The 24,776-nt window shown below is 69.9% G+C and carries 22 protein-coding genes and 1 pseudogene; 8 read left to right on the forward strand and 15 right to left on the reverse strand.

The genetic code is table 11. The features are described from left to right. The first annotated feature begins 50 nt into the window (after nt 1-50). Complete coding sequence (locus tag ACXJLU_RS20530) at nt 51-845, forward strand: ChaN family lipoprotein (RefSeq protein WP_457334139.1); 795 nt, start codon at nt 51-53, stop codon at nt 843-845. Nucleotides 846-849: 4 nt separating this feature from the next. On the opposite strand, the gene ACXJLU_RS20535 is transcribed toward ACXJLU_RS20530, so the two are convergent. After that, entirely contained in the window at nt 850-1,731 is an 882-nt protein-coding gene (locus tag ACXJLU_RS20535; RefSeq protein ID WP_457334141.1) for a LysR family transcriptional regulator, read from the reverse strand. Between the two features lie 135 nt (nt 1,732-1,866). On the opposite strand from ACXJLU_RS20535, the gene ACXJLU_RS20540 reads away from it, so the two are divergent. After that, nucleotides 1,867-2,910 (forward strand): DMT family transporter, encoded by a 1,044-nt coding sequence (locus tag ACXJLU_RS20540; RefSeq protein ID WP_457334143.1) that lies wholly within the window; start codon nt 1,867-1,869, stop codon nt 2,908-2,910. 23 nt (nt 2,911-2,933) lie between these two features. Here ACXJLU_RS20540 and ACXJLU_RS20545 read toward each other — a convergent pair. The 3 genes and pseudogenes from ACXJLU_RS20545 to ACXJLU_RS20555 form a co-directional block, all read right to left on the reverse strand. Further along, a pseudogene (locus ACXJLU_RS20545) lies at nt 2,934-3,017 on the reverse strand (hypothetical protein); the annotation flags it as partial. Nucleotides 3,018-3,148: 131 nt separating this feature from the next. Beyond that, complete coding sequence (gene copM, locus ACXJLU_RS20550; RefSeq protein WP_457334145.1) at nt 3,149-3,475, reverse strand: CopM family metallochaperone; 327 nt, start codon at nt 3,473-3,475, stop codon at nt 3,149-3,151. Next, on the reverse strand, nt 3,472-4,836 hold the full coding sequence (locus ACXJLU_RS20555) for a YncE family protein (RefSeq protein WP_457334147.1): 1,365 nt from the start codon (nt 4,834-4,836) through the stop codon (nt 3,472-3,474). The genes copM and ACXJLU_RS20555 overlap by 4 nt, the downstream gene beginning before the upstream one ends. Nucleotides 4,837-4,940: 104 nt before the next feature. On the opposite strand from ACXJLU_RS20555, the gene ACXJLU_RS20560 reads away from it, so the two are divergent. Further along, nucleotides 4,941-5,909, forward strand: coding sequence for a DUF3616 domain-containing protein (locus ACXJLU_RS20560; protein WP_457334149.1), 969 nt, complete (start codon nt 4,941-4,943; stop codon nt 5,907-5,909). Nucleotides 5,910-5,912: 3 nt separating this feature from the next. Here the strand turns inward: ACXJLU_RS20560 and ACXJLU_RS20565 are convergent, their stop codons facing one another. Next, nucleotides 5,913-6,854, reverse strand: coding sequence for an AraC family transcriptional regulator (locus ACXJLU_RS20565; protein WP_457334151.1), 942 nt, complete (start codon nt 6,852-6,854; stop codon nt 5,913-5,915). A gap of 117 nt (nt 6,855-6,971) precedes the next feature. Between ACXJLU_RS20565 and tehA the strand changes: the two genes are divergently transcribed. From tehA to ACXJLU_RS20585, 4 genes are read left to right on the forward strand one after another with little or no spacing between them, the layout of a single operon-like run. Then, on the forward strand, nt 6,972-7,955 hold the full coding sequence (gene tehA, locus ACXJLU_RS20570; protein ID WP_457334153.1) for a dicarboxylate transporter/tellurite-resistance protein TehA: 984 nt from the start codon (nt 6,972-6,974) through the stop codon (nt 7,953-7,955). A 58-nt stretch (nt 7,956-8,013) separates the two neighbouring features. Then, nucleotides 8,014-8,952, forward strand: a complete 939-nt coding sequence (locus ACXJLU_RS20575; RefSeq protein WP_457334155.1) for a hypothetical protein — start codon at nt 8,014-8,016, stop codon at nt 8,950-8,952. Nucleotides 8,953-9,009: 57 nt separating this feature from the next. After that, nucleotides 9,010-10,320: a lipase family protein gene (locus tag ACXJLU_RS20580; protein ID WP_457334157.1), complete on the forward strand. Its 1,311-nt coding sequence runs from the start codon at nt 9,010-9,012 to the stop codon at nt 10,318-10,320. Between the two features lie 5 nt (nt 10,321-10,325). Continuing rightward, nucleotides 10,326-10,892: a hypothetical protein gene (locus ACXJLU_RS20585; RefSeq protein WP_457334159.1), complete on the forward strand. Its 567-nt coding sequence runs from the start codon at nt 10,326-10,328 to the stop codon at nt 10,890-10,892. Nucleotides 10,893-10,922: 30 nt separating this feature from the next. Here the strand turns inward: ACXJLU_RS20585 and ACXJLU_RS20590 are convergent, their stop codons facing one another. From ACXJLU_RS20590 to ppsA, 10 genes are all read right to left on the reverse strand, one after another. Next, the gene (locus ACXJLU_RS20590; RefSeq protein ID WP_457334161.1) at nt 10,923-12,065 is read right to left on the reverse strand and encodes a sensor histidine kinase; all 1,143 of its coding nucleotides are present in this window, start codon (nt 12,063-12,065) and stop codon (nt 10,923-10,925) included. Next, entirely contained in the window at nt 12,062-15,427 is a 3,366-nt protein-coding gene (locus ACXJLU_RS20595) for a PAS domain S-box protein (RefSeq protein WP_457334163.1), read from the reverse strand. The genes ACXJLU_RS20590 and ACXJLU_RS20595 overlap by 4 nt, the downstream gene beginning before the upstream one ends. 162 nt (nt 15,428-15,589) lie before the next feature. Next, the gene (dnaB, locus tag ACXJLU_RS20600) at nt 15,590-17,029 is read right to left on the reverse strand and encodes a replicative DNA helicase (RefSeq protein ID WP_457334165.1); all 1,440 of its coding nucleotides are present in this window, start codon (nt 17,027-17,029) and stop codon (nt 15,590-15,592) included. A 145-nt stretch (nt 17,030-17,174) separates the two neighbouring features. Then, on the reverse strand, nt 17,175-17,627 hold the full coding sequence (gene rplI, locus ACXJLU_RS20605) for a 50S ribosomal protein L9 (protein WP_457334167.1): 453 nt from the start codon (nt 17,625-17,627) through the stop codon (nt 17,175-17,177). Nucleotides 17,628-17,638: 11 nt separating this feature from the next. Then, nucleotides 17,639-17,929: a 30S ribosomal protein S18 gene (gene rpsR / locus ACXJLU_RS20610; protein ID WP_047502601.1), complete on the reverse strand. Its 291-nt coding sequence runs from the start codon at nt 17,927-17,929 to the stop codon at nt 17,639-17,641. A 52-nt stretch (nt 17,930-17,981) separates the two neighbouring features. Then, entirely contained in the window at nt 17,982-18,263 is a 282-nt protein-coding gene (gene priB / locus ACXJLU_RS20615) for a primosomal replication protein N (protein WP_047502598.1), read from the reverse strand. A 37-nt stretch (nt 18,264-18,300) separates the two neighbouring features. Further along, nucleotides 18,301-18,663 carry a 30S ribosomal protein S6 gene (gene rpsF, locus ACXJLU_RS20620; protein WP_073464083.1) on the reverse strand — a complete coding sequence of 121 codons (363 nt, stop codon included), beginning with the start codon at nt 18,661-18,663 and terminating at the stop codon, nt 18,301-18,303. Between the two features lie 147 nt (nt 18,664-18,810). Further along, nucleotides 18,811-20,883 (reverse strand): VC_2705 family sodium/solute symporter, encoded by a 2,073-nt coding sequence (locus ACXJLU_RS20625; protein ID WP_457334170.1) that lies wholly within the window; start codon nt 20,881-20,883, stop codon nt 18,811-18,813. After that, nucleotides 20,876-21,139, reverse strand: coding sequence for a DUF4212 domain-containing protein (locus ACXJLU_RS20630; protein WP_457334172.1), 264 nt, complete (start codon nt 21,137-21,139; stop codon nt 20,876-20,878). The genes ACXJLU_RS20625 and ACXJLU_RS20630 overlap by 8 nt, the downstream gene beginning before the upstream one ends. A gap of 7 nt (nt 21,140-21,146) precedes the next feature. After that, on the reverse strand, nt 21,147-23,555 hold the full coding sequence (gene ppsA, locus ACXJLU_RS20635) for a phosphoenolpyruvate synthase (protein ID WP_457334174.1): 2,409 nt from the start codon (nt 23,553-23,555) through the stop codon (nt 21,147-21,149). 216 nt (nt 23,556-23,771) lie between these two features. Here ppsA and ppsR point away from each other — a divergent pair, with 216 nt between their 5' ends. After that, nucleotides 23,772-24,593 carry a posphoenolpyruvate synthetase regulatory kinase/phosphorylase PpsR gene (gene ppsR, locus ACXJLU_RS20640; RefSeq protein ID WP_457334176.1) on the forward strand — a complete coding sequence of 274 codons (822 nt, stop codon included), beginning with the start codon at nt 23,772-23,774 and terminating at the stop codon, nt 24,591-24,593. The last annotated feature ends 183 nt before the right edge of the window (nt 24,594-24,776 follow it).

Below are 24,776 nucleotides of genomic sequence, written 5' to 3' on the forward strand. Positions count from 1 at the left end.
GGCGCAGCGTAGCACCGGACGCCCGGTGAATCCCTGCGATCATGCGGCGCATGCGATTCGACCTCGGCCTGTGCTGTGCCACCGCCCTGCTGCTGGCGGGCTGCGCGCTTTCACCTGCACACTCCACACCTCCCGCCATCGTGCTGCTCGGCGAGGTGCACGACAACGCCGCGCAGCACGCGCTGCGGCTCGCCGAGTTCAGGCAGCTGCTCGACACCGGCGCGCGGCCGGCGCTGCTGATGGAGCAGTTCGACCGCGACCGTCAGCCCGACATCGACCGCTTGCGCGCTGCCGCGCCGGCCCCGACGGCGGCCGCGCTGATCGCCGCGGCCGGCGGCGGGCCGGGCTGGAACTGGGCGTTCTACTCGCCCTTCGTGCAGCTCGCGCTCGACCACGGCCTGCCGATCGTCGCGGTCAACGTGTCGCGCGCCGACAGCCGGCAGGTGATCAGCAAGGGCCTGGCCGACACCGGCTTTTCGGCCGAGGTGCCGGAGGCGATCTGGGCGGCCCACACCGGCGACATCGAAGACAGCCACTGCGGCATGATCGACGCCGCCACCGCCCGCCGCATGGCCGGTGCGCAGGTCGCGCGCGACCAGTTCATGGCGCGCAGCGTGGAGGCGTACGCCGAGCGCGGCGTGGTGCTGCTGGCCGGCAACGGCCATGTGCGGCGCGATGTCGGCGTGCCGCGCTGGCTGGCCGATCGCACCCGCGCGCGCAGCCGCAGCGTCGGCTACCTGGAGGACACCGACGCGCCACCGGCGGGCGCCTACGACCGCGTCGTCGTCACGCCGGCGCAGCCGCGCGAGGACCCGTGCGCGGCGATGCGCAAGCCCGCAGACTGACTCCTCAGGCCCACGCCTCCTGCACCGCCGAGCGCACCGCCAGCGTCGCCGGCGACAAGCGGCCCTCCGGCAGCGACGCGAAGCAGATCCAGGTGTGCGCCCGCCAGTGCTTCCAGATGCGCAGCTCGCCCTGGCGCTCGGCCTGCTCGGCCTGGTCCAGCCGCACGACGCCGATGCCCATGCCGCTGGCCACCATGCTGCGCACCACGCCTTCGGTGCTGGCCGAGGCCCCTTCCTCCCGGTAGTCGCGCCCACCGGCCGCGAACAGCGCATCGATGTGGGTGCGCAGCACGCAGCCGGCCGGCGTGCCGATCCACGGCTGCGTCATCAGGTCGGCCAGCGACGGTTCCGGATGGGCCTCGGCAAACGCATTCGGCAGCGCGACCACCAGGTCGACCGTCGCCAGCCGCTGCACCTGCACGCCCGGCACGTCGTCGTGGTCCGTCATCACATAGGCGCAGTCCAGCTCACCCCTCTGCAGCGCCAGCAGCATCTCCGACGACAAGCCCTGCTGCAGCTGCAGCGTGACCTGCGGGTTGCGCTGTGCCAGCTTCAGCAGCGCATCGCCCAGCCGCAGCGCGATCGGATCGCTGACGGTGCCGAAGCGCACCACGCCCTGCGCCGCGCCGCGCAACTGCGCGGCCGCCGAGCGCATGCGCCCGGCCGAGGCCAGCGTGCGCTCGGCGTCGTCGAGCAGCCGGCGGCCCTCTTCGGTCAGGCCCATGCCGCGCGGCGTGCGGTCGAACAGCCGCACGCCGAGTTCATCCTCCAGCGCCTTGATCTGCGCGCTGACGGCCGGCGGGCTGGTGAACACGCGCTCGGCGGCGCGCGTCAGGTTGCCCTCCTGGGCGACCGCGACGAAGGTCTTCAGTTGATACAGCTCCATGACGGCGGATTGTGGACACCGGCCGCGCCGCTGTCAGTTCGCATTTCCTGAGGGCCCGGTCCGAATTGGCGAATGGCCTTGCAGCTCGCCGTTGCCGAGACTGGCTGCATCGCATCCGATCCCGTGGAGCCCGCCATGACCCTTCCTCGTTCTCCTGCCGTCGGCATGGCCGGGCTGCTGCTCGCGACCACCGCCTGGGGCAGCCTGTTCCTCGCCAGCAAGCCGGTGCTGCCGCATGTCGACCCGGTGTGGTTCACGCTGCTGCGCTACAGCATCGCGACGCTCGGCTTCATGCTGGTGCTGCGGCTGCGCGGGCCGATCCCGTGGGCCGCGCTGCGCCAGCACGGCCGGCGCCTGGCCGGGCTCGGCTTCGTCGGCTACGGCGTGTTCAGCGCGATGGTGCTGGTGGGCCTGGCGCATTCGGTGCCGTCGCACGGCGCGGTGATCATGGCGACGATGCCGATCACGACGCAGCTGGTGCGCTGGGCGCTCGACGGCCAGCGGCCGAGCCGCAGCGCGATCGCCAGCACGCTGCTGGCCCTCGTCGGCGTGGTGATGGTGTCGGGCGCGCTGACGCATCGCGCCGCCGGCGCGCAGGCCTCGACGCTGGTCGGTGACCTGACGGCGCTGGCCGGCACGCTCGGCTGGATCGCCTACACGCGCGGCGCGGCGCGGCTGCCCGAGCTCGACGTGATCAGCTTCAGCGCATTGAGCGCACTCGCCTCGTGGCCGCTGCTGCTCATCGCGACGCTGCTGCTCGCCGCCTTCGGCTTGGCGCCCGTGCCGGCCGCCGATGCCGCGTGGAATGCGTGGCCGGCGCTCGTCTACATCGGCCTCGTGCCGACGGTGTTTGGGGTGCTGGCCTACAACTTCGGCGTCAGGACGCTGGGCGTCGTGACCAGCACCGCGTTCCTGAACTTCGTTCCGGTCTCGGTGCTGCTGATCGGTGCCGCGATGGGCTCACGCCCGGCGCTGCATGAGCTGGCCGGGGTGATGCTGGTGGTGTCTGGGTTGCTGGTCCACACGCTGTCACAGCGTGCGGCCAGCAAGTTGGATGGCGGGAAGGCCGCTCAGCGGCCCGTGCCTGCCGGCGACATCGACAGGAACGCGCTGGTGTGCAGGTCGCCCCGGCCGCAGCGGCTGTTGTCGATCGCGCGCATGCGGCGCTCGAGTTCGTAGATGTCGTGGGATTCGGCCAGGTAGGCCTCGTCGTAGCCGCCTCGGGGCTGGGTTCCGCCGGCAAATGCGTTGCGCATGGCGCTGGCGATGGCATTGATGAAGTTCATGTTCTATCTCGGTCCGTCTTGTGGTCGGTTTTTCTCAGTCGGTGCACCCGTTTTGCGGGTTAACACCTAGATCTCAGTGTAAACCCTGACGTATGTCCTGTCTGTGACGGAAACCGCTGACCCCCTGCGAATCAGGGGCCTCTCAAGCCGCCGAGCAGCGGAAACGCCGCAGCGCCGGCCGACACACCGCCGCGCCGCAGCTGTTCCAGCCGGCGCGTCATGCCGTCGATCTCGACGGTCTGGCCGGCGATGATCTCCTCGGCCAGTTGACGGGTCGCCGGATCGCGGCCGTGCTGCAACACCAGCCGCGCCATGTCGACCGCCCCGGCGTGGTGCGGAATCATCATCGCGAGGAAGTCGACGTCGGCGTCGCCGGTGTAGCCCGCGTCGTGCATGCCGCTCATCATCCGCGCCATCGATTCGTCCATGTCGTCGCGAAAGCTCAGCGGCTCGCTCATGCCGTCTGCCCCTTCTCGCCGATCCGCACGTAGACGAGGTTGATGCTCTTCTTGTTGCGCAGCGCACCCGACGGCAAGGCCAGGCTGCCCAGCGGGATCTGCGCGAGGAACACCGGCGCGAACGGGTCGCTCACGTCGAACGCGCTGCACACCGTCTGGCCGGCGCCCGGTGTCGCGGGCAGTTCATCCTGCTCGTGGGCGACGTAGAGCAGCGTGTTCTCCGGGTTGGTCCACAGCCCGTGCGCCTCGCGGCCGTGCGAGAAGAAGCTGCCGACCATGCGGCGCTGCCCCGGCGGCGCGGCGCGGTCGACGATCGCGATGCGGCTCGAGGCCACGCCGTCGGGTCCGCCGTCGTCGACCCGCGCGAGGCTCGCATAGACGACGCTGCCGCGCGCATTGCGGACGAACTCGACGTGGTTGGGCCGCGCGTTCGCGCCGAGCGGTACCAGGTCGCTCAGGTCGAAGGCGCCGTGCGTCGAGCGGCACGAGATCGCATCGGCCAGCTTGTGCGAGAGCCACAACTCGCGGCCGTCGGCGGTCGTCTTGATGAAGGGCGTGAAGCCGAACGGGTCCTGCGCGGCGATGGCTAGCGTCTTGACGCGCTGCGGCCGCGAATGGCCGGCCGCATCAAAGTTCATGCGGAACACGTCGAGCTGCGGCGTCTTCTGGCTCGCGACGAAGGCCCATTGCCCGTCGATCGAGAACCAGGCCTGCGACGGTCCGTTCAGCGTCACCAGCGTGCCGCGGATCGCCGGCGCGCTGCCGCCTTCGAGCTGGCGGCGTGCCAGCTCGACGTCGAGGATCGCGATGCGGTTCTCGCCGCGGATCGTCACCCACAGCTCGCGGCCGTTGCGCGTGAAGCTCGGCTCGTGCGGCTCGCGCCCCAGCAGCAGGCCGCCGGACACGCGCTCGGCGTTCGTCGTCGGGCCGGCCGCCGGGTTCGGCAGGTTGCCGATGACGCGGCGCTGCGCCGCATCGATCAGGTAGACGTTGCTGGAGCCGCGGCCGGTCGTCGCGAGCAGCCGGCCGTCGGGCGACGGCACCGCGCCGTGGGCATCGATGCAGCCGTGGTACAGCGGCTTGTGGATCATCGCCGCATGGGTCGGCGCGACGCCGGCGGTGACGTAGCGGAACGGCGGGCGCGGGTCCTCGTCGAAGCTGGTCAGGTTGATCGTCGACTCGACCGTGTTGCTGCGCGGGTCGATCACGACCAGCGTGTTCGAGTCTTCGTTGGTGATGAAGACGCGGTCGCGCGGGTCGATGCCGGGGGATGCCACCGGCGCGCTGTCTTGCGCCATCGCGGGCCAGGCGGCCGTTGCCGAGCCGGCCGCGGCCAGCTTCAGGAGGTCTCTGCGTTGCATGGGAGTGTGGGGATCCGGAAAGAAGGGACCTCTGCACTGACGGATCGCGATTCCGTTTTATTCCGCCGGCCCGCGAGAATGATCGCCCGCGCCTGGAGAACACGATGAAGACGATGCCATGCCGCCGGATCGCCGGCCTGATCACCCTGCTCGCGGCCGCCGGCGCCGCCGCCCAGGCGCACGAGCGCTACCGGGGCCTGTGCGACGCGTCGGCCGCTGTCGCGCTCGACGCCCGGCACTTCGTCGTCGCCGATGACGAACACAACACCTTGCAGGTCTTTCGCCGCGATGTGCCGGACGCCGTCGGGCGCGTCGATCTCGACCGCTTCCTCGGCACCGAGGCCGGCCGCGAATCCGACATCGAGGGCGCGGCCGAGAGCGGCGGCGTCATCTACTGGATCGCCTCGCACGGCCGCAACAGCGCCGGCAAGAAGCGCGACGAGCGGCACCGGCTGTTCGCGACCGAGCGCGTACCCGGAGCGGCACCGCCGTCGCTGCGCCCGGTCGGCCAGCCGTACACCCGCCTGCTCGACGACCTGCTCGATGCGCCGCAGCTGAAGGGCTACCACCTGAAGGACGCGTCGAAGCTGCCGCCCGAGGCGCCGGGCGGACTCAACATCGAAGGCCTGGCCGCAACACCCGCAGGCGCGTTGCTGGTCGGGCTGCGCAACCCGCTGCCGCGTGGGCGCGCGCTTGTCGTCGCGATCGACAACCCGGCGCAGGTCGTGCGCGGCCAGCGCGCGAAGATCGGCAGCGTGTTCGAACTGCCGCTCGATGGCCGCGGCATCCGCAGCCTCGAGCGCGTTGGCAGCGGCTACCTCGTGGTCGCCGGACCGCCTGCAGACGACGGCAGCTTCGCGCTGTACCGCTGGTCGGGTGCGGCCGGCGAGGCCCCGGTGCCGGTGCCGTCGGTCGCGTTCGGCAGCCTGCGGCCCGAGGCGCTGTTCGAATGGCCGGGCTCGGGCGAGGTGCAGGTGCTGAGCGACGACGGCGGCGTGCGCATCGCCGGGGTCGAATGCAAGGCGCTGCCGGCGTCGCAACGCGCGTTCCGCAGCCTCGTCGTCAGGCCCTGAGCCTCAGGCCGGCACGGACCGGCCGACGGCCGCGCGCCGGAAGCGCCCCGGCGTCACTCCCGCATGCCGCGTGAACGCGCGATTGAACGCTGCCTCGGACCGGTACCCCACCGCCTCGCCGACCGATGCGCTGTCCTGCCCGCCCTGCGCCAGCAGGCGCGACGCGAGTTCCATGCGCAGCGTCGTCAGCAGCTCGATCGGCCCGYAGCCTGCCGCCTGCTGGAACTGCCGCGCGAAGGTCGCGCGCGACAGGTGGCAGCAGCGCGCCATCTCGTCGACCGTCCACGGCCGCTGCGGCTCGGCCAGCATCGCCTGCAGCGCCGGCGCCAGCCGCTCGCGCACCATCAGGCCGAGCACGCCGTGCTGCTGCGGCTGCTGCGCCAGGTGCGCGCGCAGCGCCAGCGTGAACAGCGTGCCGCACAGCCCGGCGACGATGGCCGCCGCGCCCGGCTGCTGCTGTTCGATCTCGTGCGCCATCATGCCGACCAGCCCGCGCAGCCAGGCCGCGCCCGGCGTCGCATCGAAGGGCACGACGATGTGCGCCGGCAGCGCATCGAGCACGCTGCTGCGCCGCCGACCGGCGAACTCGAACTCGCCGCACAGCAGGTCGAGTGCGACGGCAGCATCGCGCCGGGCAAGGTTCGTCTTCAACGGCAGCACCGGGCCATCGTCGGTGCGGATCGCCGGGCCGCGCCGCGCGGACAGCCCGCGCACCACATGCGCATCGCCATGCGGCAGCACCAGCAGGCTGCCCTGCCGCAGCGCGATCGCACGCCGCTGCGCCGGCAGCCACACCTCGCACTCGCCCGCCAGCGCCACATGGAACGGCGCCCGCCACGGGCCGACCCCCTTGTGCGGCACCGAGAAGCCGGGGCCGAACAGGCAGCGCAGGTCCATGCGACCGCGCAGGTCGAGCGTGGCGACCAACTGGCTCAGGGCATCCATCGGCAGGCTCCCGGTTGAGACGATGGAGCAATTATCCGAGACCGGCCGGCATTCACCATCGCACCGGGCGGGCCTACAGTCAGGCATCGACACACCGTCGCTGCCCTGGAGCCGGCCGTGAACCTGCAAGCCCTCTCGAAACCTTCCCCGATCCCCGTTTCGTTCTTCAGCATCCCGGTCGGCCTGCTCGCGCTCGGCACCGCGTGGCGTGCCGCGGTCGGGCTGTGGGCGCTGCCGGCCTGGCTGGCCTCGGTGGTCACCGCGACCGGCGTCGTCGTCTGGCTGATGCTGCTGGCGCTGTATGCGCTGAAGTGGGTGTTCCACCGCGCAGCGGCGCAGGCCGAACTGCAGCATCCGGTGCAGTCGTCGTTCCTCGCGCTGGTGCCGGTCTCCAGCCTGCTCGCCGCGATCGCGCTGCAGCCGGTCGCGCGGCCGCTGGCGTTCGCGGTGTTCATCGTCGCGCTGGTTGCGTCGATCGCCATCGGCGCGTGGCTGTACGGCCGCGTCTGGCAAGGCGGGTTGACGCCGGAGCTCGTCACGCCGGCCCTCTACCTGCCGGTGGTCGCCCAGAACTTCGTCGCCGCGCTCGCGGCCGCCAGCTTCGGCTGGCCGCAGGTGGGCCTGTGGTTCTTCGGCGCCGGGCTGCTGGCGTGGCTCGCGATCGAGTCGACGATCCTGAACCGCCTCGGCACGCGCGGTGCGCTGCCGCCGGCCTTGCGGCCGCTGCTGGGCGTCCAGCTCGCGCCGCCGGTGGTCGGCGGCGTCGCATGGATGGCGCTCGGCCATGAGTCGCCCGACCTGGTTGGCCAGGCGCTGCTGGGTTACGGGCTGTACCAGGCGTTGCTGCTGGCCCGCTTGCTGCCTTGGATCCGCGCGCAAGGTTTTGCGGTGTCGTACTGGGGCTTCAGCTTCGGCGTGGCCGCGTTGCCGACGCTCGCGATGCGCCTGGCGGCCCACGGCAACCCGGGCGGCAACAGCGCCGTGCAGTGGCTCGCGCCGATCGCGTTCGCGCTGGCCAACCTGATCGTGCTGGCGCTCATGGTCGGCACGCTGCGCCTGCTGATCAATCCCACCCATCCGGGGGTGTCCCAGCCTGTCTGACGCCGCGGGGTGACTTTGGTCGAGCGCTGCGGCGCGGCGCGGCCGCAATAATGGCCCGATGCCCGCACGACGAGACCCTGCCCGCCCGCCGCGACGGCCGATGGCCGCCCACCGGGCCGGCATCGGTCTGTTGGTGCTGGCGGGCCTGTTCGCCGGTTGCGGGCCGGCCCATTCCAACGACGGCGGCAACGGCATGATCTTCGGCCTGTTCAAGAGCAAGTTCACGACGAGCGTCAGCCCGCAGGTGGGCGCTTCGCTGGTGCGCGAACCGGCGTGGCCCGCCGCGCTGCCGGCGCCCCCGGCGGCGTCGTACCCGCCAATCCGCAACGTCAGCATCGAGGGCGGCCTGCCGCCTGCCGGCACGCTTGCGGCGACACGCGCCGAGCACCCGGCGGCCGAGGCCTTCGTGATCGACACGCTGGCCGTCGTCAACACCTACGAACCCGAGCGCCGAACGCAGCTGTGGCAGCTCGATGCCCGTGACGCGCGCCGCTTCGACAAGCAGCGTGCGGCAAGCTTCGACCCGGCCCAGGCCAAGTGGCTGATGTACAGCGCCGAATCGGTGCTCGCGCTGCCCGGCCGCCAGGTGCTGATCCAGCTGAAGTACCACCGGCCGCAGGCCACTGATGGCCTGTTCGTCTACGACGCCGAGGCCGACCGCATGCGCAGCTTCGGCAGCATCGAGCCCGACTGGTCGCGCGGCCTGCCCTTCAGGTTCGTCGACAGCCTGCAGCTGCGTCCCGACGCCGTGCTGGTGCGCTACCAGACCGACAAGGAACGGCTCGGCCCGCAGCGCTACGTGAACCACTTCGAGCACCTGGTGCTGTTCTCGCCGCGCCATCGCGAGGGCCTCGAGCTGGTGAAGCTCGGCCTCGACGACGGCAGCGTCCGCCGCTGGGGACTCTCCGGCAGCAAGCTCTGGTTGCAGACCGTCGACGAGCGGGCGGCGCCGCCGCGCGAGGCCGTCTGGTCGCTGGACCTCGCCCGCGTGCTCTGACGGGCACCCATTCACCGCAGGCTTTACCGCAGGGAGGCGGCTCGTACCGCGAACATCATGTCGACACCGATCAACGAATACCTGACGCCGCAAGAGGCGTCGTACATCGCGCACAACTCGTACTTCACGCTGAAGGACTGGATCAGCGGGCAGCCGACCATCGGCATGGAGACCCGCGCCAACGTGCGCAAGATGGTCACCGGCGACGGGCTGGGCGCCGCGGCCCAGGCCGGCGGCACCAACACCTCGCTGAAGAGCACCGAGCTCGGCGGCGCGAAGCTCGACCGCGTGTTCGCCGGATCGACCGCCGGCGTCACCACCGGCTTCGGCTACGTGCTGAGCTTCAACCGCGCCGGCAGCAAGCAGGTCGTCATCGCGACGCGCGGCACGCGGGCCGAACACTCCAAGGCCGACCTGCTCACCGACCTGCGCGCCTCGATGACCGGCTTCGGCGATTTCGGGCTGGTGCACCAGGGCTTTCGCAACACCTTCGACAGCGTGAAGATCGGCCTCACGCGCGACGACAGCCGGATCATGGACGCCGACGTGGTGCACTGCGTCGGCCACAGCCTGGGCGGCGCGGTCGCGACGCTGGTGGCGGCGCATTTCTCGTCGCGCGGCAAGGCGGTGAAGCTCTACACCTTCGGCTGCCCGCGCGTCGGCGCGCTGGGGGCGCAGGGGGCGATGGAGCAGTCGCTCGGCAAGCACAACATCTTCCGCGTCTCGCACGATCTCGACCCGGTGACGATGGTGGGCCCCTACCCCTACGGCCACCTGAACGGCCAGCCGGAAGACCCGAACAACATGATGCTGGTGTCGCCCACCGGCCAGTTGCTGAGCGTGGCCAACCACGACATGACCGAGTACGTGCGAAGCGTCGGCGGCCTCGAGATGAACTGGCAGGCGGTGCGGGCACTCGGCGGCGCGGTCGAGCGCGACAACGCGGTGCTGGCACGCTGGCTGCTGCGCAGCTCCGACAACCCCGGCTGGCTGACGCAGACCGCCGCGCAGGGCCTGAGCTACCTGATGAAGGCCTTCTCGCACCTGCTGCGGCAGCTCGGCTTCGTGACGATCTCGGGCCTCACCGGCATCGACCTGTTCTGCGTGGTGCTGGCATCGAACATGACCAAGATCGCCGAGATGAACGCGCAGCTGATGGAGTGCATCCTGCAGGCCGCGCGCTGGGCGCGTGTGGTCGTCACCAGCGCGGCGCAGCTCACCGCGACGGTGATCCGCGCGATCCTGAACGCGATGTTCAGCGTGCTGCGCCCGATCGCGGTGAACGCGCTGCAGACCGTCGGCCGCGGCACGCCGCTGCCGCTGCTGCTCGGTGGCGCGTCGGCACTGGCCGGCGCCTTGATCGGTTGAAGGTCATGGACCGCGACGCCTTCGAGCACCTGTACCTGCACGCCCACACGCTGGCCGAGTTCGGCTTCATGCGCGCGATGGCGGGGCTGGCGAGTGCCGACGTCCCGGCGCTCGCGCCGGAACAGCTCGCCGAGAACGCGGCCGATGCGCAGCAGATGTTGAACCTCGACGCGGCAAGCTTCGACTGGTCGGCGCTCGACGGCGTGGCCGCCTTCGGTGCGGAGCCCGACGCGGCCGATGCGGCACCGGGTGCCCGCTACGACGGCCCGACCTTCACCGAGGCGCTGGCGATGGACGACGAGGTCGGCGGCGATGCGCTGCCCGAGCTGTCGAACTACCTCGAACGTGCGCATGCAGCGCGAACGTTGCTGGCCGGGCGCATCGCGCATTCATGGGCCACCGTGGACGCGCAGGCGCTGGAAGACGCGCTGGCCGCGCTGCCGGCCGGCTCGCCGGCACTCACCGGCCCATTGAATGCCGATCAGCTCGCGCCCTGGCTGGCGTTCTACGAACAACGCCACCCGGCGCTGGAGGCGCTGGTGCAGCAGATCCGCAGGCTTGAGCCGTTCTGACGCCGCAACCCGACCCCTGTGGCGTGCTGGTCACGCCGCGAGCGTGAACGAGAAGGTGGCGCCCTCCCCGGGCGCCGCCTCGGCCCAGATGCGCCCGCCGTGGCGTTCGACGATGCGCTTCACGATGGACAGGCCGACGCCGTTGCCCTCGAACTGGTCGGCCCGGTGCAGGCGCCGGAACGGCCCGAACAACTGCCCGGCCTGCGCGAGGTCGAAGCCGGTGCCGTTGTCGCGCACCCGGTAGACCGTGGCACCGTGCTCGCCGGCATGCGCATCGATCTCGATGCGGGCGCCGTCGCGCAGCCGCGTGAACTTGAACGCGTTCGACAGCAGGTTGACGAACACCTGGCGCAGCAGGCCGGCATCGCCGCGGGCGGGCGGCAGCTCGCCGATCCGCAGCTCGATCTGGCGCGGCGGCTGGTCGGCGCGCAGCTCGTCGACCACGCTGTGCACCAGCTGCGCCATGTCGACCGGCAACGGCTCGATGGCGCCGTGCCCGAAGCTCGACAGCCGCAGCAGGTCGTCGACCAGGTGCTGCATGCGGTCGACGCTGAGGCCCATCGCGCGCATCAGGCGCTGCGTTTCTTCCGGCAGCCCCGGGCCATGCCGCTCCAGCAGCAGCTTCGACAGGCCCCCCAACGAGCGCAGCGGCGCGCGCAGGTCGTGCGACACCGAATGGTTGAAGGCGGCCAGCTCGCCGTTCGCCGCCGCCAGGTCGCGGTTGGCGGTCTCCAGCGCGGCGGCATGCTCCTGCAGGCTGCGCTGCAGCGCGGCATTGGACAGCAGCAGTTCGCGCACCTGCAGGCCGCGCGCGATCGCCGGCAGGATGGCGTCGAGCCGGAACGGCTTGACGATGAAGTCGAGCGCGCCCGCCTTCATCGCCTCCACCGCATTGGCGATGCTGGCCTCGCCGGTCATCACGATGCCGACCAGGCAGGGGTCGACCTGGCGCGCCGCCCGCAGCAGGTCGGGCCCCAGCATGCGCGGCAGGTGCAGGTCGACCAGCAGCAGGTCGCAACGCTGGGTCCGCAGCGCCTGCAGCGCCGAGTCGGCATCGCCGAAGCCCTGGGTCTCGAAGCCTTCGATGGCCAGCGTGCTGCACAGCGCCTGCGTCAGCGCGGCTTCATCGTCGACGATGAAGATGCGGGGCGGCAGCGTGTCGGGTGGATTCATGTCGCTCCTTCGGGCGCCTGCGGCAGCGGGTCGAGCGGGGCGCCCAGGCGGGCCAGCGTGTCGCGCAGGTCATCGAGCAGCGGCGGCTTGGGCAGCACGGCATCGACGTTCTCGGGCAGCTCGCCGGCCTCGGACAGCCGCTGGCCCCAGCCGGTCAGCAGCACGACCGGCGTGCGCGGCGACCGCGCCTTGATGACCGCCGCCACCCGCCGGCCGTCGACGTGCGGCATGCCCAGGTCGGTGATCACCAGGTCGAAGGGCGGTGCCGCGGCGGCGAAGGCCTCGATGCCGGCCTGTCCGCCGTGCGCGGGCGTGACCGCATGGCCATCGATCTGCAGCAGGTCGCTCAGCGTGCGCAGCACCAGCGGATCATCGTCGATCACCAGCAGGCGCCGCGGCGGCACCGGCGGCCGCACGCGCAGCTTCGCAGCCACGGCCGCGCGGGCGACGGCCGGCAACGGGAACGACAGCACGAAGCGGCTGCCCTGCCCCGGCGTGCTGTCGATCCGCACCTCGGCATCGTGGCGCTTGGCGGTGCCGTAGACCATGGCCAGGCCGAGGCCGCTGCCGCGCTCGCCCTTGGTCGTGAAGAAGGGTTCGAGGCAGCGGCGCCGCGTCTCGTCGTCCATGCCGATGCCGGTGTCGACCACCTCGAGCCGCACCGGGCGCGCGCCGTCGGGGGCGAGCGTGGTGCGCAGCGTCAGGTCGCCGCCCTGCGGCATCGCATCGACCGCGTTGAACACCAGGTTCACCAGCGCCTCGCGGATCTCGCTCTCGATGCCCATCACGTCCGGCAGCGCGGGCGCGGCGTCGACCTGCAGCCGGATCACGATGCCGCGCTGCAGCGCCATGTCGCTCCAGCGTGCGCGCGTCATCTCGGCCGCCTGCTGCGCCACCGCGTTCAGCGACATCGGCTGCAGCACGGCCTGCGCCTCGCGGCGGCGCGAGAAATCGTTCATGCGGCCGACGGTGGCGGCCACGTCGTCGATCGCGCGCTGGATATTCTCGAGCTGCAGGCGTGCGCGCGAACTGAGGCCGGGCTCGCGCTCGAGCAGCGACTGCGTGTACAGCGACGCCGGCGACAAGGCGTTGTTGATGTCGTGCGCGACGCCGCTGGCCATCTGGCCCAGCGCGCGCAGCCGCTCCTGCTGCAGCGAGGCCTGCTGCGTCTGCTGGAGTTCCTCGTAGGCCAGGCGCAGCTCGGCATGCAGGCGCGCCTGCTGTGCCGCCAGCGCGACATGGGCGGTCAGCTGGCGCAGGAACTCGCACTCGACGCTGCTGAACGATTCGCGCGACACGCGCGCCGCCACCAGCACGCCGAACACGCCGGACTCGGCCTGCAGCGGCGCCACCACCATGGCGTGCAGGCCGCCGCGCGCCAACCGGCGCGGGAACGGCGCATCGACCGCGGCGAGGTCGGGTTCGTAGACCAGCTGGCCGCGCACGCAACGCGCCAGGCCGTTCGCATCGATCTGGAAGCTGGCGTTCTCCTGCAACGCGATCTCCATCGCCAGCGCGGCGCTGTGCACACCGACGCGGACCACGGTGAGCGTCTGCGTCGGCGCGTCGTAGTTGCACAGGCAGCTGAAGTCGAGCGGCATGCGCTCTTCGAGGCTGCGCACCACCACCTGGTAGATGCTTTGCAGGTCCTGCCGCTCGCCGATGGCGCGGGTGATCTGGTCGAGCAGGCTCAGCCGCTCGAGCTGGGCCTGCAGGCGCCGCTGCACCGCGTTGCGCTCGCCGATGTCGCGCGCGATCTTCGAGGCGCCGACGATGCGGCCCTGCGCGTCGCGGATCGGCGAGATCGTGACCGACACCTCGATCGGCCGGCCGCTCGCGTGGCGGCGCACGGTCTCGAAGTGCTCGACGCTCTCGCCGCGCAGGATGCGGGCGAGGATCTGACGCTCCTCGTCCAGGCGATCGGGCGGCATCAGCCGCTGGATCGGCTGGCCGACCATCTCGGCGGCGCGGTAGCCGAACAGGCGCTCCGCGCCGGTGTTCCAGCTGGTGACGATGCCGTCCAGCGTCTTGCCGACGATGGCGTCGTCGGTGCCGTCGACGATGGCGGCCAGCCGCAGCCGCAGCCCGTCGAGGCGCTCGCGCTCGAGCACCTGCTCGTGCAGCTCGGCGGTGGTGCGCTCCAGCTGCGCAGTGCGGTCCGCGACGCGCTGCTCGAGCTCATCGTGCGAATGCTGCAACGCGGCGGCCTGGGTCTCGATGCGCAGCGCCATCGCATTGAACGATTCGCCCAGCTCGCCGAGCTCGTCGTTGCGTCCCCCCGCGACCCGCGCCTGCGCATCGCCCGCGGCCAGCCGGCGCGTCGCGTCGGTGAGGTCGCGGATCGGGCGTGCCAGGCGGGACGCGAACCACAGCCCGGCCAGCAGCGCGCCCGCCAGGATCGGCGTCGCCAGCATCCATTGGGCACGGCGCGCCTGCGCGATGCGCGCATCGAGCACCGCCTGCGGCACCATGTAGAACGCGGTCCACGGCACCGTCTCGAGCCGCCGGGCCACGCCGTAGTTGCGCGCCTGGTTGACCGGCGCGAACCCCTCGAACATGGCCGTGTCGGGCGCCGCGGCCCGCGCGCGCTCGAACTGCTGCGGAAACGGCCGCACGTCGGTGAGCAGTTCGCGCGTGCGCGGCCCGAAACGGCGTTCGGCCACCATGCGCTCGATGGTGGCGGGCTCCAGGGCACCCGCCGGATGGAACACGATGTCCTGCGTGTACGAATGGGCGATGCGAACGCCGTCGCGATCGAACATCACCGCGAAGCTGCCCTGGCCGGCCAGGTGGTTGGACGCGGCAACCCGGTCCCACAACGCCGCGGCCCGCACCGCGAGCAGGGCCACGCAGTTGCTGCCGCCCGGCGGCCCCGCGACCGGCACGGCATAGGCAATGTTGGGGATGCCGTCGGGTTGCGCCAGCGAGACATACACCTCGGAGATCACGCTGCGGCCCGCCAGCGCTTCACGCACGTGGGGGCGGAAGGACAGGTCGGTGCCGTTGATCGATGGCCGCGTGGCGGCGAGCACCACGCCGTGCGCATCGATCACGGCCACGGCGCCGATGGCCGGATCGCTGGCCGGAAACGCCGCGAGCAGGCCGGCGATCTCGGTGCGCCGCGCGGCGAGTTCGGCCGGCCCGGCAGCGCACAGCGCGAGCGTCGGCGGGAACTGCGCCAGGCGCTGCACCGAGCGCTGGTGCCCGCGGTGGAAGCTGTCGAGGTCGCGCACCAGCTCGGCGGCACGCGCCTGCAGCAGGTCGGCGGTGGCGTCGCGCAGCTGCGCCTCGGTGCGGTTCAGCTCGATGACGGCGGCCAGCGCCAGCGGCAGCATCGCCACGCCGATCAGCAGGGCGGCCATGCGGCTGCGCAGTGTCCAGCGTGGCGCACCGCCCGCGGGTCTGCCTTCAGGTACTGCCTTCGGATACACCGGTGCTGCCATCGGGGCCCCTCCGTGCCGGGACCGATGGTGAGCCGAAGCGGCGGCCCTGGCAAGACGGGTGAAGCCCGCCCCGCGGCCCGGTCAGTACATGTCGCCGCCCCCGCCGCCGCTGCCCGGCGCGAGGTTCTCGAACTTCGTGAGCGGCTTCAGGAACGCGAGCTTCACCGTCCCGGTCGGGCCGTTCCGTTGCTTGCCGATGATGATCTCGGCGACGCCCGGCTCCTTGCTCTCGTCCTTGGTGTAGTAGTCGTCGCGGTAGATGAACATGATGACGTCTGCATCCTGCTCGATCGCGCCCGATTCGCGCAAGTCGCTCATCATCGGCCGCTTGTCGGTGCGGGTCTCGACGCTTCGGTTCAGCTGCGACAGCGCGATCACCGGGCACTTCAATTCCTTGGCCAGCGATTTCAATCCGCGCGAGATCTCGCCGATCACGGTGGCGCGGTTTTCTTCGCTGCCGCCGCCGCTGCCGCTCATCAGCTGCAGGTAGTCGACGACGATCAGGCCGAGCTGCCCGCACTGGCGCGCCTGGCGCCGCGCACGGGCGCGCAACTCGCTGGGCGACAGCGCAGAGCCTTCGTCGATGAAGACCGCGGCCTTGCCGAGCTTCTCGACCGCCTCCGACAGGCGGCCCCATTCGTCGTCGCGCAGCTTGCCGGTGCGCAGGTTGCTCTGGTCGATGCGGCCGAGCGAGCCGACCATCCGCAATGCGAGCTGCGCCGCGCCCATTTCCATCGAGAACACGACGACCGGCAGGCCTTCGTTCACCGCGACGTTCTCGGCGATGTTCAATGCGAAGGCCGTTTTCCCCATTGACGGTCTGGCAGCCAGCACGATCAGGTCGCCCGGCTGCAGCCCGGCGGTCATGCGGTCCATGTCGAAGAAGCCGGTGCGCACGCCGGTCACTTCCTCGGCGCCGTTCTCGTGCAGCTCGTTGACGCGGTCGATCAGCTGCACCACCAGCGTGTCCATGCTGATGAAGCCCTGCCGCGAGCGCGAGCCTTCTTCGCCGATCTTGAAGATCTTGCTTTCGGATTCGTCGAGGATCTGCGAGACCGGCCGGCCCTGCGGGTTGAAGGCCGCGGTCGCGATCTCGTCGCTGACCGCCACCAGCTTGCGCAGCACCGCGCGCTCGCGGACGATCTCGGCATAGCGGCGCAGGTTGGCCGCGCTCGGCACGCTCTGCGCGAGCGCGTTCAGGTAGGTCAGCCCGCCGCAGTCGGCCGCCTTGCCCAGGCCTTGCAGCTGCTCGAACACGGTGATCACGTCGGCCGGCTTCGAGCCGTTGATCAGCCCGCCGATCGCCGCGTAGATCAGCTTGTGCTCGTAGCGGTAGAAGTCGGTGTCCTGCAGCAGGTCGCCGCAGCGGTCCCAGGCGCTGTTGTCGAGCAGCAGCCCGCCGATGACGCTCTGCTCGGCCTCGATCGAATGCGGTGGCACGCGCAGCCGCGCGACCTCGTCGTCACCATGGCCGTGGGCATCCGACCCGAACTGCGGAGGGAGATTGAATACGGTGGACATCGGTCGATCCTAAGCGCTCGGAACGCGGCGGCCTGTGGACAAGGCTGTGGACTTCCGGTGAGGAAGCTGCGGAAAAGATGTAAGGGTCCGCGCCAAAAGAAAAAGGCCGGCGGAGCCGGCCTTTCTGTCGCGGGGAAGCGAAACCTCAGTCGGTTTCGCCCACCACCACCACCTTGACGTCGACGATGACGTCGGTGTGCGGCGCCACCGAGACGATGTGCTCGCCAACCGTCTTCAGCGGACCGTTGGGCAGGCGAACCTGCGCCTTGGCGATCTTGAAGTCGATGCGCGTCAGCGCTTCGGCGATGTCGTTGTTGGTCACCGAGCCGAACAACCGGCCATCCACACCCGCCTTTTGCGTGATGTGAACGGTGCGGCCGCTCATCTTGTCGCCCAGCGCTTGCGCGGTGGCGAGCTTGTCGGCAGCGGCCTTTTCGAGTTCGGCGCGCTTGGCTTCGAATTCCTTGATCGCGACCGGCGTCGCACGGCGTGCGGACTTGGTCGGGATCAGGAAGTTGCGTGCATAACCGTCCTTGACCTTGACGACGTCGCCGAGGTTTCCGAGGTTGCCCACTTTTTCGAGCAGGATCACTTGCATGGTGTGGCTCCTCAGACCTTGTGCTGGTCGCTGTACGGCAGCATCGCCAGGAAGCGCGCGCGCTTGATGGCGGTGGTCAGCTGACGCTGGAAGAACGCGCGCGTGCCGGTCAGGCGTGCGGGCGTGATCTTGCCGTTCTCACCGATGAAATCGCGCAAGGTGTCGATGTCCTTGTAGTCGATTTCCTTGACGCCGGTGACCGTGAAGCGGCAGAAGCGCTTGCGGCGGAACAGCAGGGATTGTTGGTTGCGCTTGGGCTTGCGGTCCTTCGAGAACCGACCTTTACCACGTGGCGGGGGCATATTTTCACCTCTCTTGAATATCAGATCCGGACAAACAGGTTGAGCACGGGGCTCACTCGAATTCGGTCACATGGAACAGCGTGCCGCGACCGCTGCGCATTGCTGAAAGAAAGCCGGCGAAGGTGCCTGTGCTTCCGATCGGCAGTGCCTGCAGGCGCCGTGTGATGTCACCGATGGCCACGGCCCGGATCTCCAGGGAGACTCGGCGGACCTGACCGGATTCGCTGACCTGCGATTCGTGCTTGAGGCTCAAATCGAAGGCCGGCAGCCCGGCCGGTGTGTATCTCACGGCACCCCGCTCCACCACTTGCGCCGCCAGAACCAATCGGTTCATGCAACGCCGGGGTGACAGCCGCGGGACCTCACCGTTCTCAGGCTGCAGTTTCCTGCGGTGCCTTGCGGGACTCTTCCTTCTCGACGGCCTTCATCATCACCGAAGGACCGCTGTCGGCCTGGGGCCGCACGACGGTCAGGTGACGCAGAACGGCGTCATTGAAGCGGAAGCCCGTTTCCAGCTCGCCGAGGACTTCCTTGCTGCATTCGATGTTGATGCAGAGGTAGTGGGCCTTGGCCAGCTTCTGGATCAGGTAAGCCATCTGGCGACGGCCCCAATCTTCCACACGGTGGACCTTGCCGCCGCCGGCGGTGATCACACCCTTGTAACGCTCCAGCATGGCCGGAACCTGTTCGCTCTGATCCGGATGGATGAGCAAGATGATTTCGTAGTGACGCATTGAAACTCCTTTTGGATTTGCATCCGCCGCCTTCTTCAATCAAGTGAAGTGAAGGCCTTGGACACGGAACCACCCCAAGCGTCGTCTGGGTGTGGCAAGGCGAACCCGGGATTCTACTCAGAAATAAGGTGAGTGGACATTTTTCTGTCAGGGTGCTCTCAAGTGCTCGAGGAAGGCCCGCGTCTGCGGCCCCGGTGCCGGGCCCAGCAGGCTGCCGATCACCGTCGCCGCAAACCCCGCCGGCACGCCGAACACCCCCGCCGAGATCGGCTGGATGCCGAACCACAGCTGCCCCGGCACCTGCACGCCCAGCAGCCCGCGCATCCACGGCTCGTTGAGCGCCATGTAGTACAGCGTCACCGACAGCCCGACCAGCATGCCCAGCACCGCGCCCTGGCGGTTGGCGCGCTGCCAGAACACGCCCAGCACCAGCGCCGGGAAGAAGGCCGAGGCCGCGAACGAGAACGCCGCCGACACCAGGAAGACGATGTCGGCCGGCTTCTGCGTCGCGAGCGCGGCCGCCGCCAGCGCGACCAGCAGCAGCATCACCTTCGACAGCATCACCCGCAGCCCGCCGGTGGCCTTCGGGTCGAGCGTGCGGTAGTAGACGTCGTGCGACAGCGCGCTCGAGATCGTAAGCAGCAGCCCGTCGGCGGTCGACAGCGCCGCCGCCAGCCCCCCGGCCGCCACCATGCCCGAGACGACGTAGGGCAGCCCGGCGATCTCGGGCGTGGCCAGCACGATGATGTCGGCGCCGATGCGGATCTCGCCCAGCTGCAGCACGCCGTCGCGGTTGATGTCGGTGACCGACAGCAGCGTCGGGTCGACCTTGGCCCAGTTCGCGATCCAGGCCGGCAGCTGCTCGAACGGCGTGCCGACCAGCGAGGTGAACAGCTCGTACTTCACCAGCACCGCCAGCGCCGGGGCCGACAGGTACAGCAGCAGGATGAAGAACAGCGACCAGGTGACCGACTGGCGCGCCTGCCGCACCGACGGCGTCGTGTAGCAGCGCACCAGGATGTGCGGCAACGCGGCGGTGCCAAGCATCAGGCAGAACACCAGCGCGATGAAGTTGCGCCGGGACTCGTCGAAGGCCTGGCGCTCGGCCGGCGTGCCGTCGGGGTCGCCCGCGAACGGCGTGCCGTGCGGCGGCATGCCACCGAGCGGACGCGCCCTCGCCTCGTTGGCGGCCTGCGACTGCGTCCACGCGACGCGCGCCGCGGCCTCGTCGGCTGGCAGCGACAGCATCCGCTTCTCGGCCGATTGCAGCTCGGCCAGCGAGGCCCCGGCCTGGCGCAGCTCGGCCAGCTGGCGGCGCGCGTCGGCACGCTCCGCTGCGAGCGAGCCGGCCACGTCGCGCAGGCGCGCCGCATCGGCATCGGCGCGCGCCTTGTACAGCGCGATCACCTCCAGCTCGCGCGGGTCCTGCGCCAGCGCCTTCTCGCGCTCGGTCAGCTTCTGCAGCTGGGCACCGTAGATCGCCTGCGGCACCGGCACGCCGGTCTGCTTGACCGACAGCCACACCACCGGCACCAGGTAGGCCACCAGCAGCACGATGTACTGCGCCACCTGCGTCCAGGTGATCGCGCGCATGCCGCCGAGGAAGGAGCACACCAGCACGCCGCCCAGCCCGAGGAAGATGCCGACCTCGAAGGCGACGCCGGTCAGCCGCGTGGTGATCAGGCCGACGCCGTAGATCTGCGCCACCACGTAGGTGAACGAGCACAGGATGGCAGCCGCCGCGCCGATCAACCGCGGCGCATGGCCGCCGTAGCGCGCGCCGAGGAAATCGGGGATCGTGAACTCGCCGAACTTGCGCAGGTACGGCGCGAGCAGCAGCGCCACCAGGCAAAAGCCTCCGGTCCAGCCCATGATGAACGCGAGGCCGCCGTAGCCCTGCAGGTACATCGTGCCGGCCAGGCTGATGAAGGAGGCGGCCGACATCCAGTCGGCCGCGGTCGCCATGCCGTTGTAGACCGCCGGCACGCGCCGGCCGGCCACGTAGTACTCGAGCGCATCGGTGGTGCGGCAGATGATGCCGATGCCGGCGTACAGCGCCACGGTGGCCAGCAGAAAGGTGACGCCGATCCAGCGCTTGGGCAGCCCGGCCTGCTCGGCCGCGGCCAGCGCCGCGATGAACACGAGCAGGCCCACGGTGTAGAGCCCGTAGACCTTGTTGAGCCGGCGAAGGAAGCGGCGCTGCTCGCCGGGGTCACTCATGGCCGGAATGGTCGCCGCCCGGCTGCGCGGCGTCCATCCGGTTCATCACCCACGCGTAGGCGCCGATGATCGCGAGGAACACCAGCAAGGCGCCCTGCGCGCCGACCCAGAAACTGAACGGCCAGCCGAAGAACACGAAGCCCAGGTCGCGCGCGAACCACGCGACGCCGAAGCCGACCGCGAACCACACCGCCAGCAGGCCGGCGACGATGCGCCGGTTGCGGCGCCAGTAGGCGGTGGGTTCGACCGGCGTCACATCACGCTCAACGTTTGGCCAGGCGCTGCCACGTCTCGACGACGGTATCGGGGTTCAGCGAGATCGACACGATGCCCTCCTGCGCCAGCCAGTCGGCGAAGTCGGGGTGGTCGCTCGGCCCCTGGCCGCAGATGCCGATGTACTTGCCGACCGCGCGACAGGCCGCGATCGCGCGCGAGATCAGCGCCTTCACAGCGGGGTCACGCTCGTCGAAATCGCGCGCCAGCAGCTCCAGGCCCGAATCGCGGTCAAGCCCCAGCGTGAGCTGCGTCAAATCGTTCGAGCCGATCGACATGCCGTCGAAGTGCTCGAGGAACTGGTCGGCGAGGATCGCGTTGCTCGGCACCTCGCACATCATGATGATGCGCAGCCCGTCCTGCCCGCCGGCCGAGGCCCGCTTCAGGCCGTGCTCGGCCAGCATCTCGACGACCCGCTTCGCCTGCCCGACGGTGCGCACGAAGGGCACCATGATCTCGACGTTGTCGAGCCCCATGTCGCTGCGCACGCGCTTGAGCGCCTCGCACTCCATCGCGAAGGCCTCGCCGAAGCTCTCGCTGACGTAGCGCGACGCGCCGCGGAAACCGAGCATCGGGTTCTCTTCTTCCGGCTCGTAGCGCGAACCGCCGATCAGCTTGCGGTACTCGTTGCTCTTGAAGTCGCTCAGCCGCACGATCACCGGCTTGGGCCAGAACGCGGCCGCGATGGTGGCCACGCCCTCGACCAGCTTGTCGACGTAGAACGCGCGCGGCGAGGCATGCCCGCGCGCCACCGACTCGACCGCCTTCTTCAGGTCGAGGTCGATGTTCGGGTAGTCGAGGATCGCCTTCGGGTGCACGCCGATGTTGTTGTTGATGATGAACTCGAGCCGCGCCAAGCCGACGCCGCTGTTCGGCATCTGCGCGAAGTCGAACGCCAGCTGCGGGTTGCCGACGTTCATCATGATCTTGATCGGGCAGTACGGCAGCTCGCCGCGCTGCACCTCGCTGATCTCGGTGTCGAGCAGGCCCTCGTAGATGAAGCCGGTGTCGCCCTCGGAGCAGGCCACCGTGACGAGCGCGCCGTCCTTCAGCGTCTCGGTCGCGTCGCCGCAGCCGACCACCGCCGGGATGCCCAGCTCGCGCGCGATGATCGCCGCGTGGCAGGTGCGCCCGCCGCGGTTCGTGACGATCGCGCTTGCGCGCTTCATCACCGGCTCCCAGTTCGGGTCGGTCATGTCGGTGACGAGCACGTCGCCGGCCTGCACGGTGTCCATGTCGGCCAGGCTGTGCACGATGCGCACCGGGCCGGTGCCGATCTTCTGGCCGATCGCGCGGCCTTCGGCCAGCACGGTGCCGCTGCCTTTCAGCTTGTAGCGCTGCTCGGCCTTGCCCTTCGACTGGCTCTTCACCGTCTCCGGGCGCGCCTGCAGGATGTAGAGCTTGCCGTCGGCGCCGTCCTTGCCCCATTCGATGTCCATCGGGCGGCCGTAGTGCTGCTCGATGATCAGCGCATAGCGGGCCAGGTCGGCCACGTCGGCGTCGCTGAGCGAATAGCGGTTGCGCTGCTCGGTGGCGGTGTCGATCGTCTTGACGAGCTTGCCGGATGCTGCCTTCTCGGCCGGCGTCGAAAACTCCATCTTGATCAGCTTGGAGCCGAGGTTGCGGCGGATGATGGCCTGCTTGCCGTTTTTCAGCGCCGGCTTGTGCACGTAGAACTCGTCCGGGTTCACGGCGCCCTGCACCACCGTCTCGCCCAGGCCGTAGCTGGAGGTGATGAAGACGACGTCGGCGAAGCCGCTCTCGGTGTCGATCGTGAACATCACGCCGGCCGCGCCGAGGTCGGAGCGCACCATGCGCTGCACGCCGGCCGACAACGCCACGTCGGCGTGCGCGAAGCCCTTGTGCACGCGGTAGCTGATCGCGCGGTCGTTGTAGAGGCTCGCGAACACCTCCTTCATCTTGTGCAGCACCTCGTCGATGCCGATCACGTTGAGGAAGGTCTCCTGCTGGCCGGCGAAGCTGGCGTCGGGCAGGTCTTCGGCGGTGGCCGACGAGCGCACGGCGAACGACGCGCCCGGGTGGTCGGCCGTCAGCCGCGCGAATTCGGCGCGGAGGGCGGTCTCCAGCTCGGGCGGGAACGGCGTGGCCTCGATCCAGGCGCGGATCTGCGCGCCGGCCTCGGCCAGCGCCTTCACGTCATCGGTGTTGAGGGTGGAAAGTCGATCCTGGATGCGCGCGGCGAGGCCGTTGTGCGCGAGAAACTGTCGGAACGCGTGGGCCGTGGTGGCAAAACCGCCGGGCACCCGCACGCCCGAGGCCGCCAGCTGGCTGATCATTTCGCCGAGGGAGGCGTTCTTGCCGCCGACCGCCTCGACGTCGGTCATTCTCAGATGTTCAAACGGTGCGACCAGGGCGGTCGCCAGGTTCGGAAGTGACATGGGAAAGCTCCGTGATGTTGAGAAACCGGTGCTTCCCGCCCTGACCGCGAACCCGAGCAATGCTCCGAGGGCTCCAGCAGGCGACGCGCGGTCCAGCGCTTGGGGTGTTCGAATGGGGGCATGGACCGGAGGGGCGTTGGGGGCGATTTGGAAGGTTGGGGGCGATTTTACGGGCCTTCCTGCCTATCATCGATGCCTCAACGCCCCCCTGTTCACATGGCCAATCGCACTGTCTACTTCGTTTCCGACGGCACCGGGATCACGGCCGAGACCTTCGGCAACTCGATCCTGGCCCAGTTCGCGATCAAGCCGCGGCACGTGCGGCGCCCGTTCATCGACTCCGAGGACAAGCTGCACCAGGTGGTGCGCGAGATCAACCATTCGTTCGATGTCGAGGGCCGCCGGCCGATCGTGTTCGTGACGCTGGTGAACCGCGAGATCCTGAACATCCTGAAGGCGAACAGCCGCGGCATGGTGCTGGACATGTTCAACACCTTCATCGAACCTCTGGAGGCGGAGTTCGAGATGACCTCGAACCACCGGGTGGGCCGCTTCCCGGACATCTCGAAGAGCCAGGAGTACACCGACCGCATCGAGGCAATCAACTTCTCGCTGGCGCACGACGACGGGCAATCGTCGAAGAACCTGGCCGAGGCCGACGTGATCCTGGTCGGCGTGAGCCGCAGCGGCAAGACGCCGACCTCGCTTTACCTGGCGATGCAGCATGGCATCAAGGCGGCCAACTACCCGCTGATCCCGGAAGATTTCGATCGCCAGGTGCTGCCGACGGGGCTGGCGCCGCACCGGCGCAAGTGCTTCGGGTTGACGATCGCGCCGGAGCGGCTGGCCGAGATCCGGCACGAGCGGCGGCCGAACAGCCCGTATTCCAGCATCGAGAACTGCCGGCACGAGGTGTCCGAGGCCGAGGCGATGATGCGGCGCGAGAGCATCGCGTGGCTGTCGTCGACGCACAAGTCGATCGAGGAGATCGCGACGACGATTCTTCGGGATATTCGGCCGGATCGATTGATGTATTGAGTTGCGCGCCGGTTGCTGCGTGGCGCGGCGGGTGGCGGGAGGGGCTGGGGGCTCATGCTGGAGCGGTCGGCCCAGGGGCCGACTCCACGAAGAAGATCGGCTTCGGGGGTGCATCGGCAAACTCCCTCCACTCACTTCGTTCGTTGTGGTCAAACAGTGCCGATGAGTCGGTCTACGAAGCAC

It is taken from the genome of Rhizobacter sp. P5_C2, from assembly GCF_054049715.1.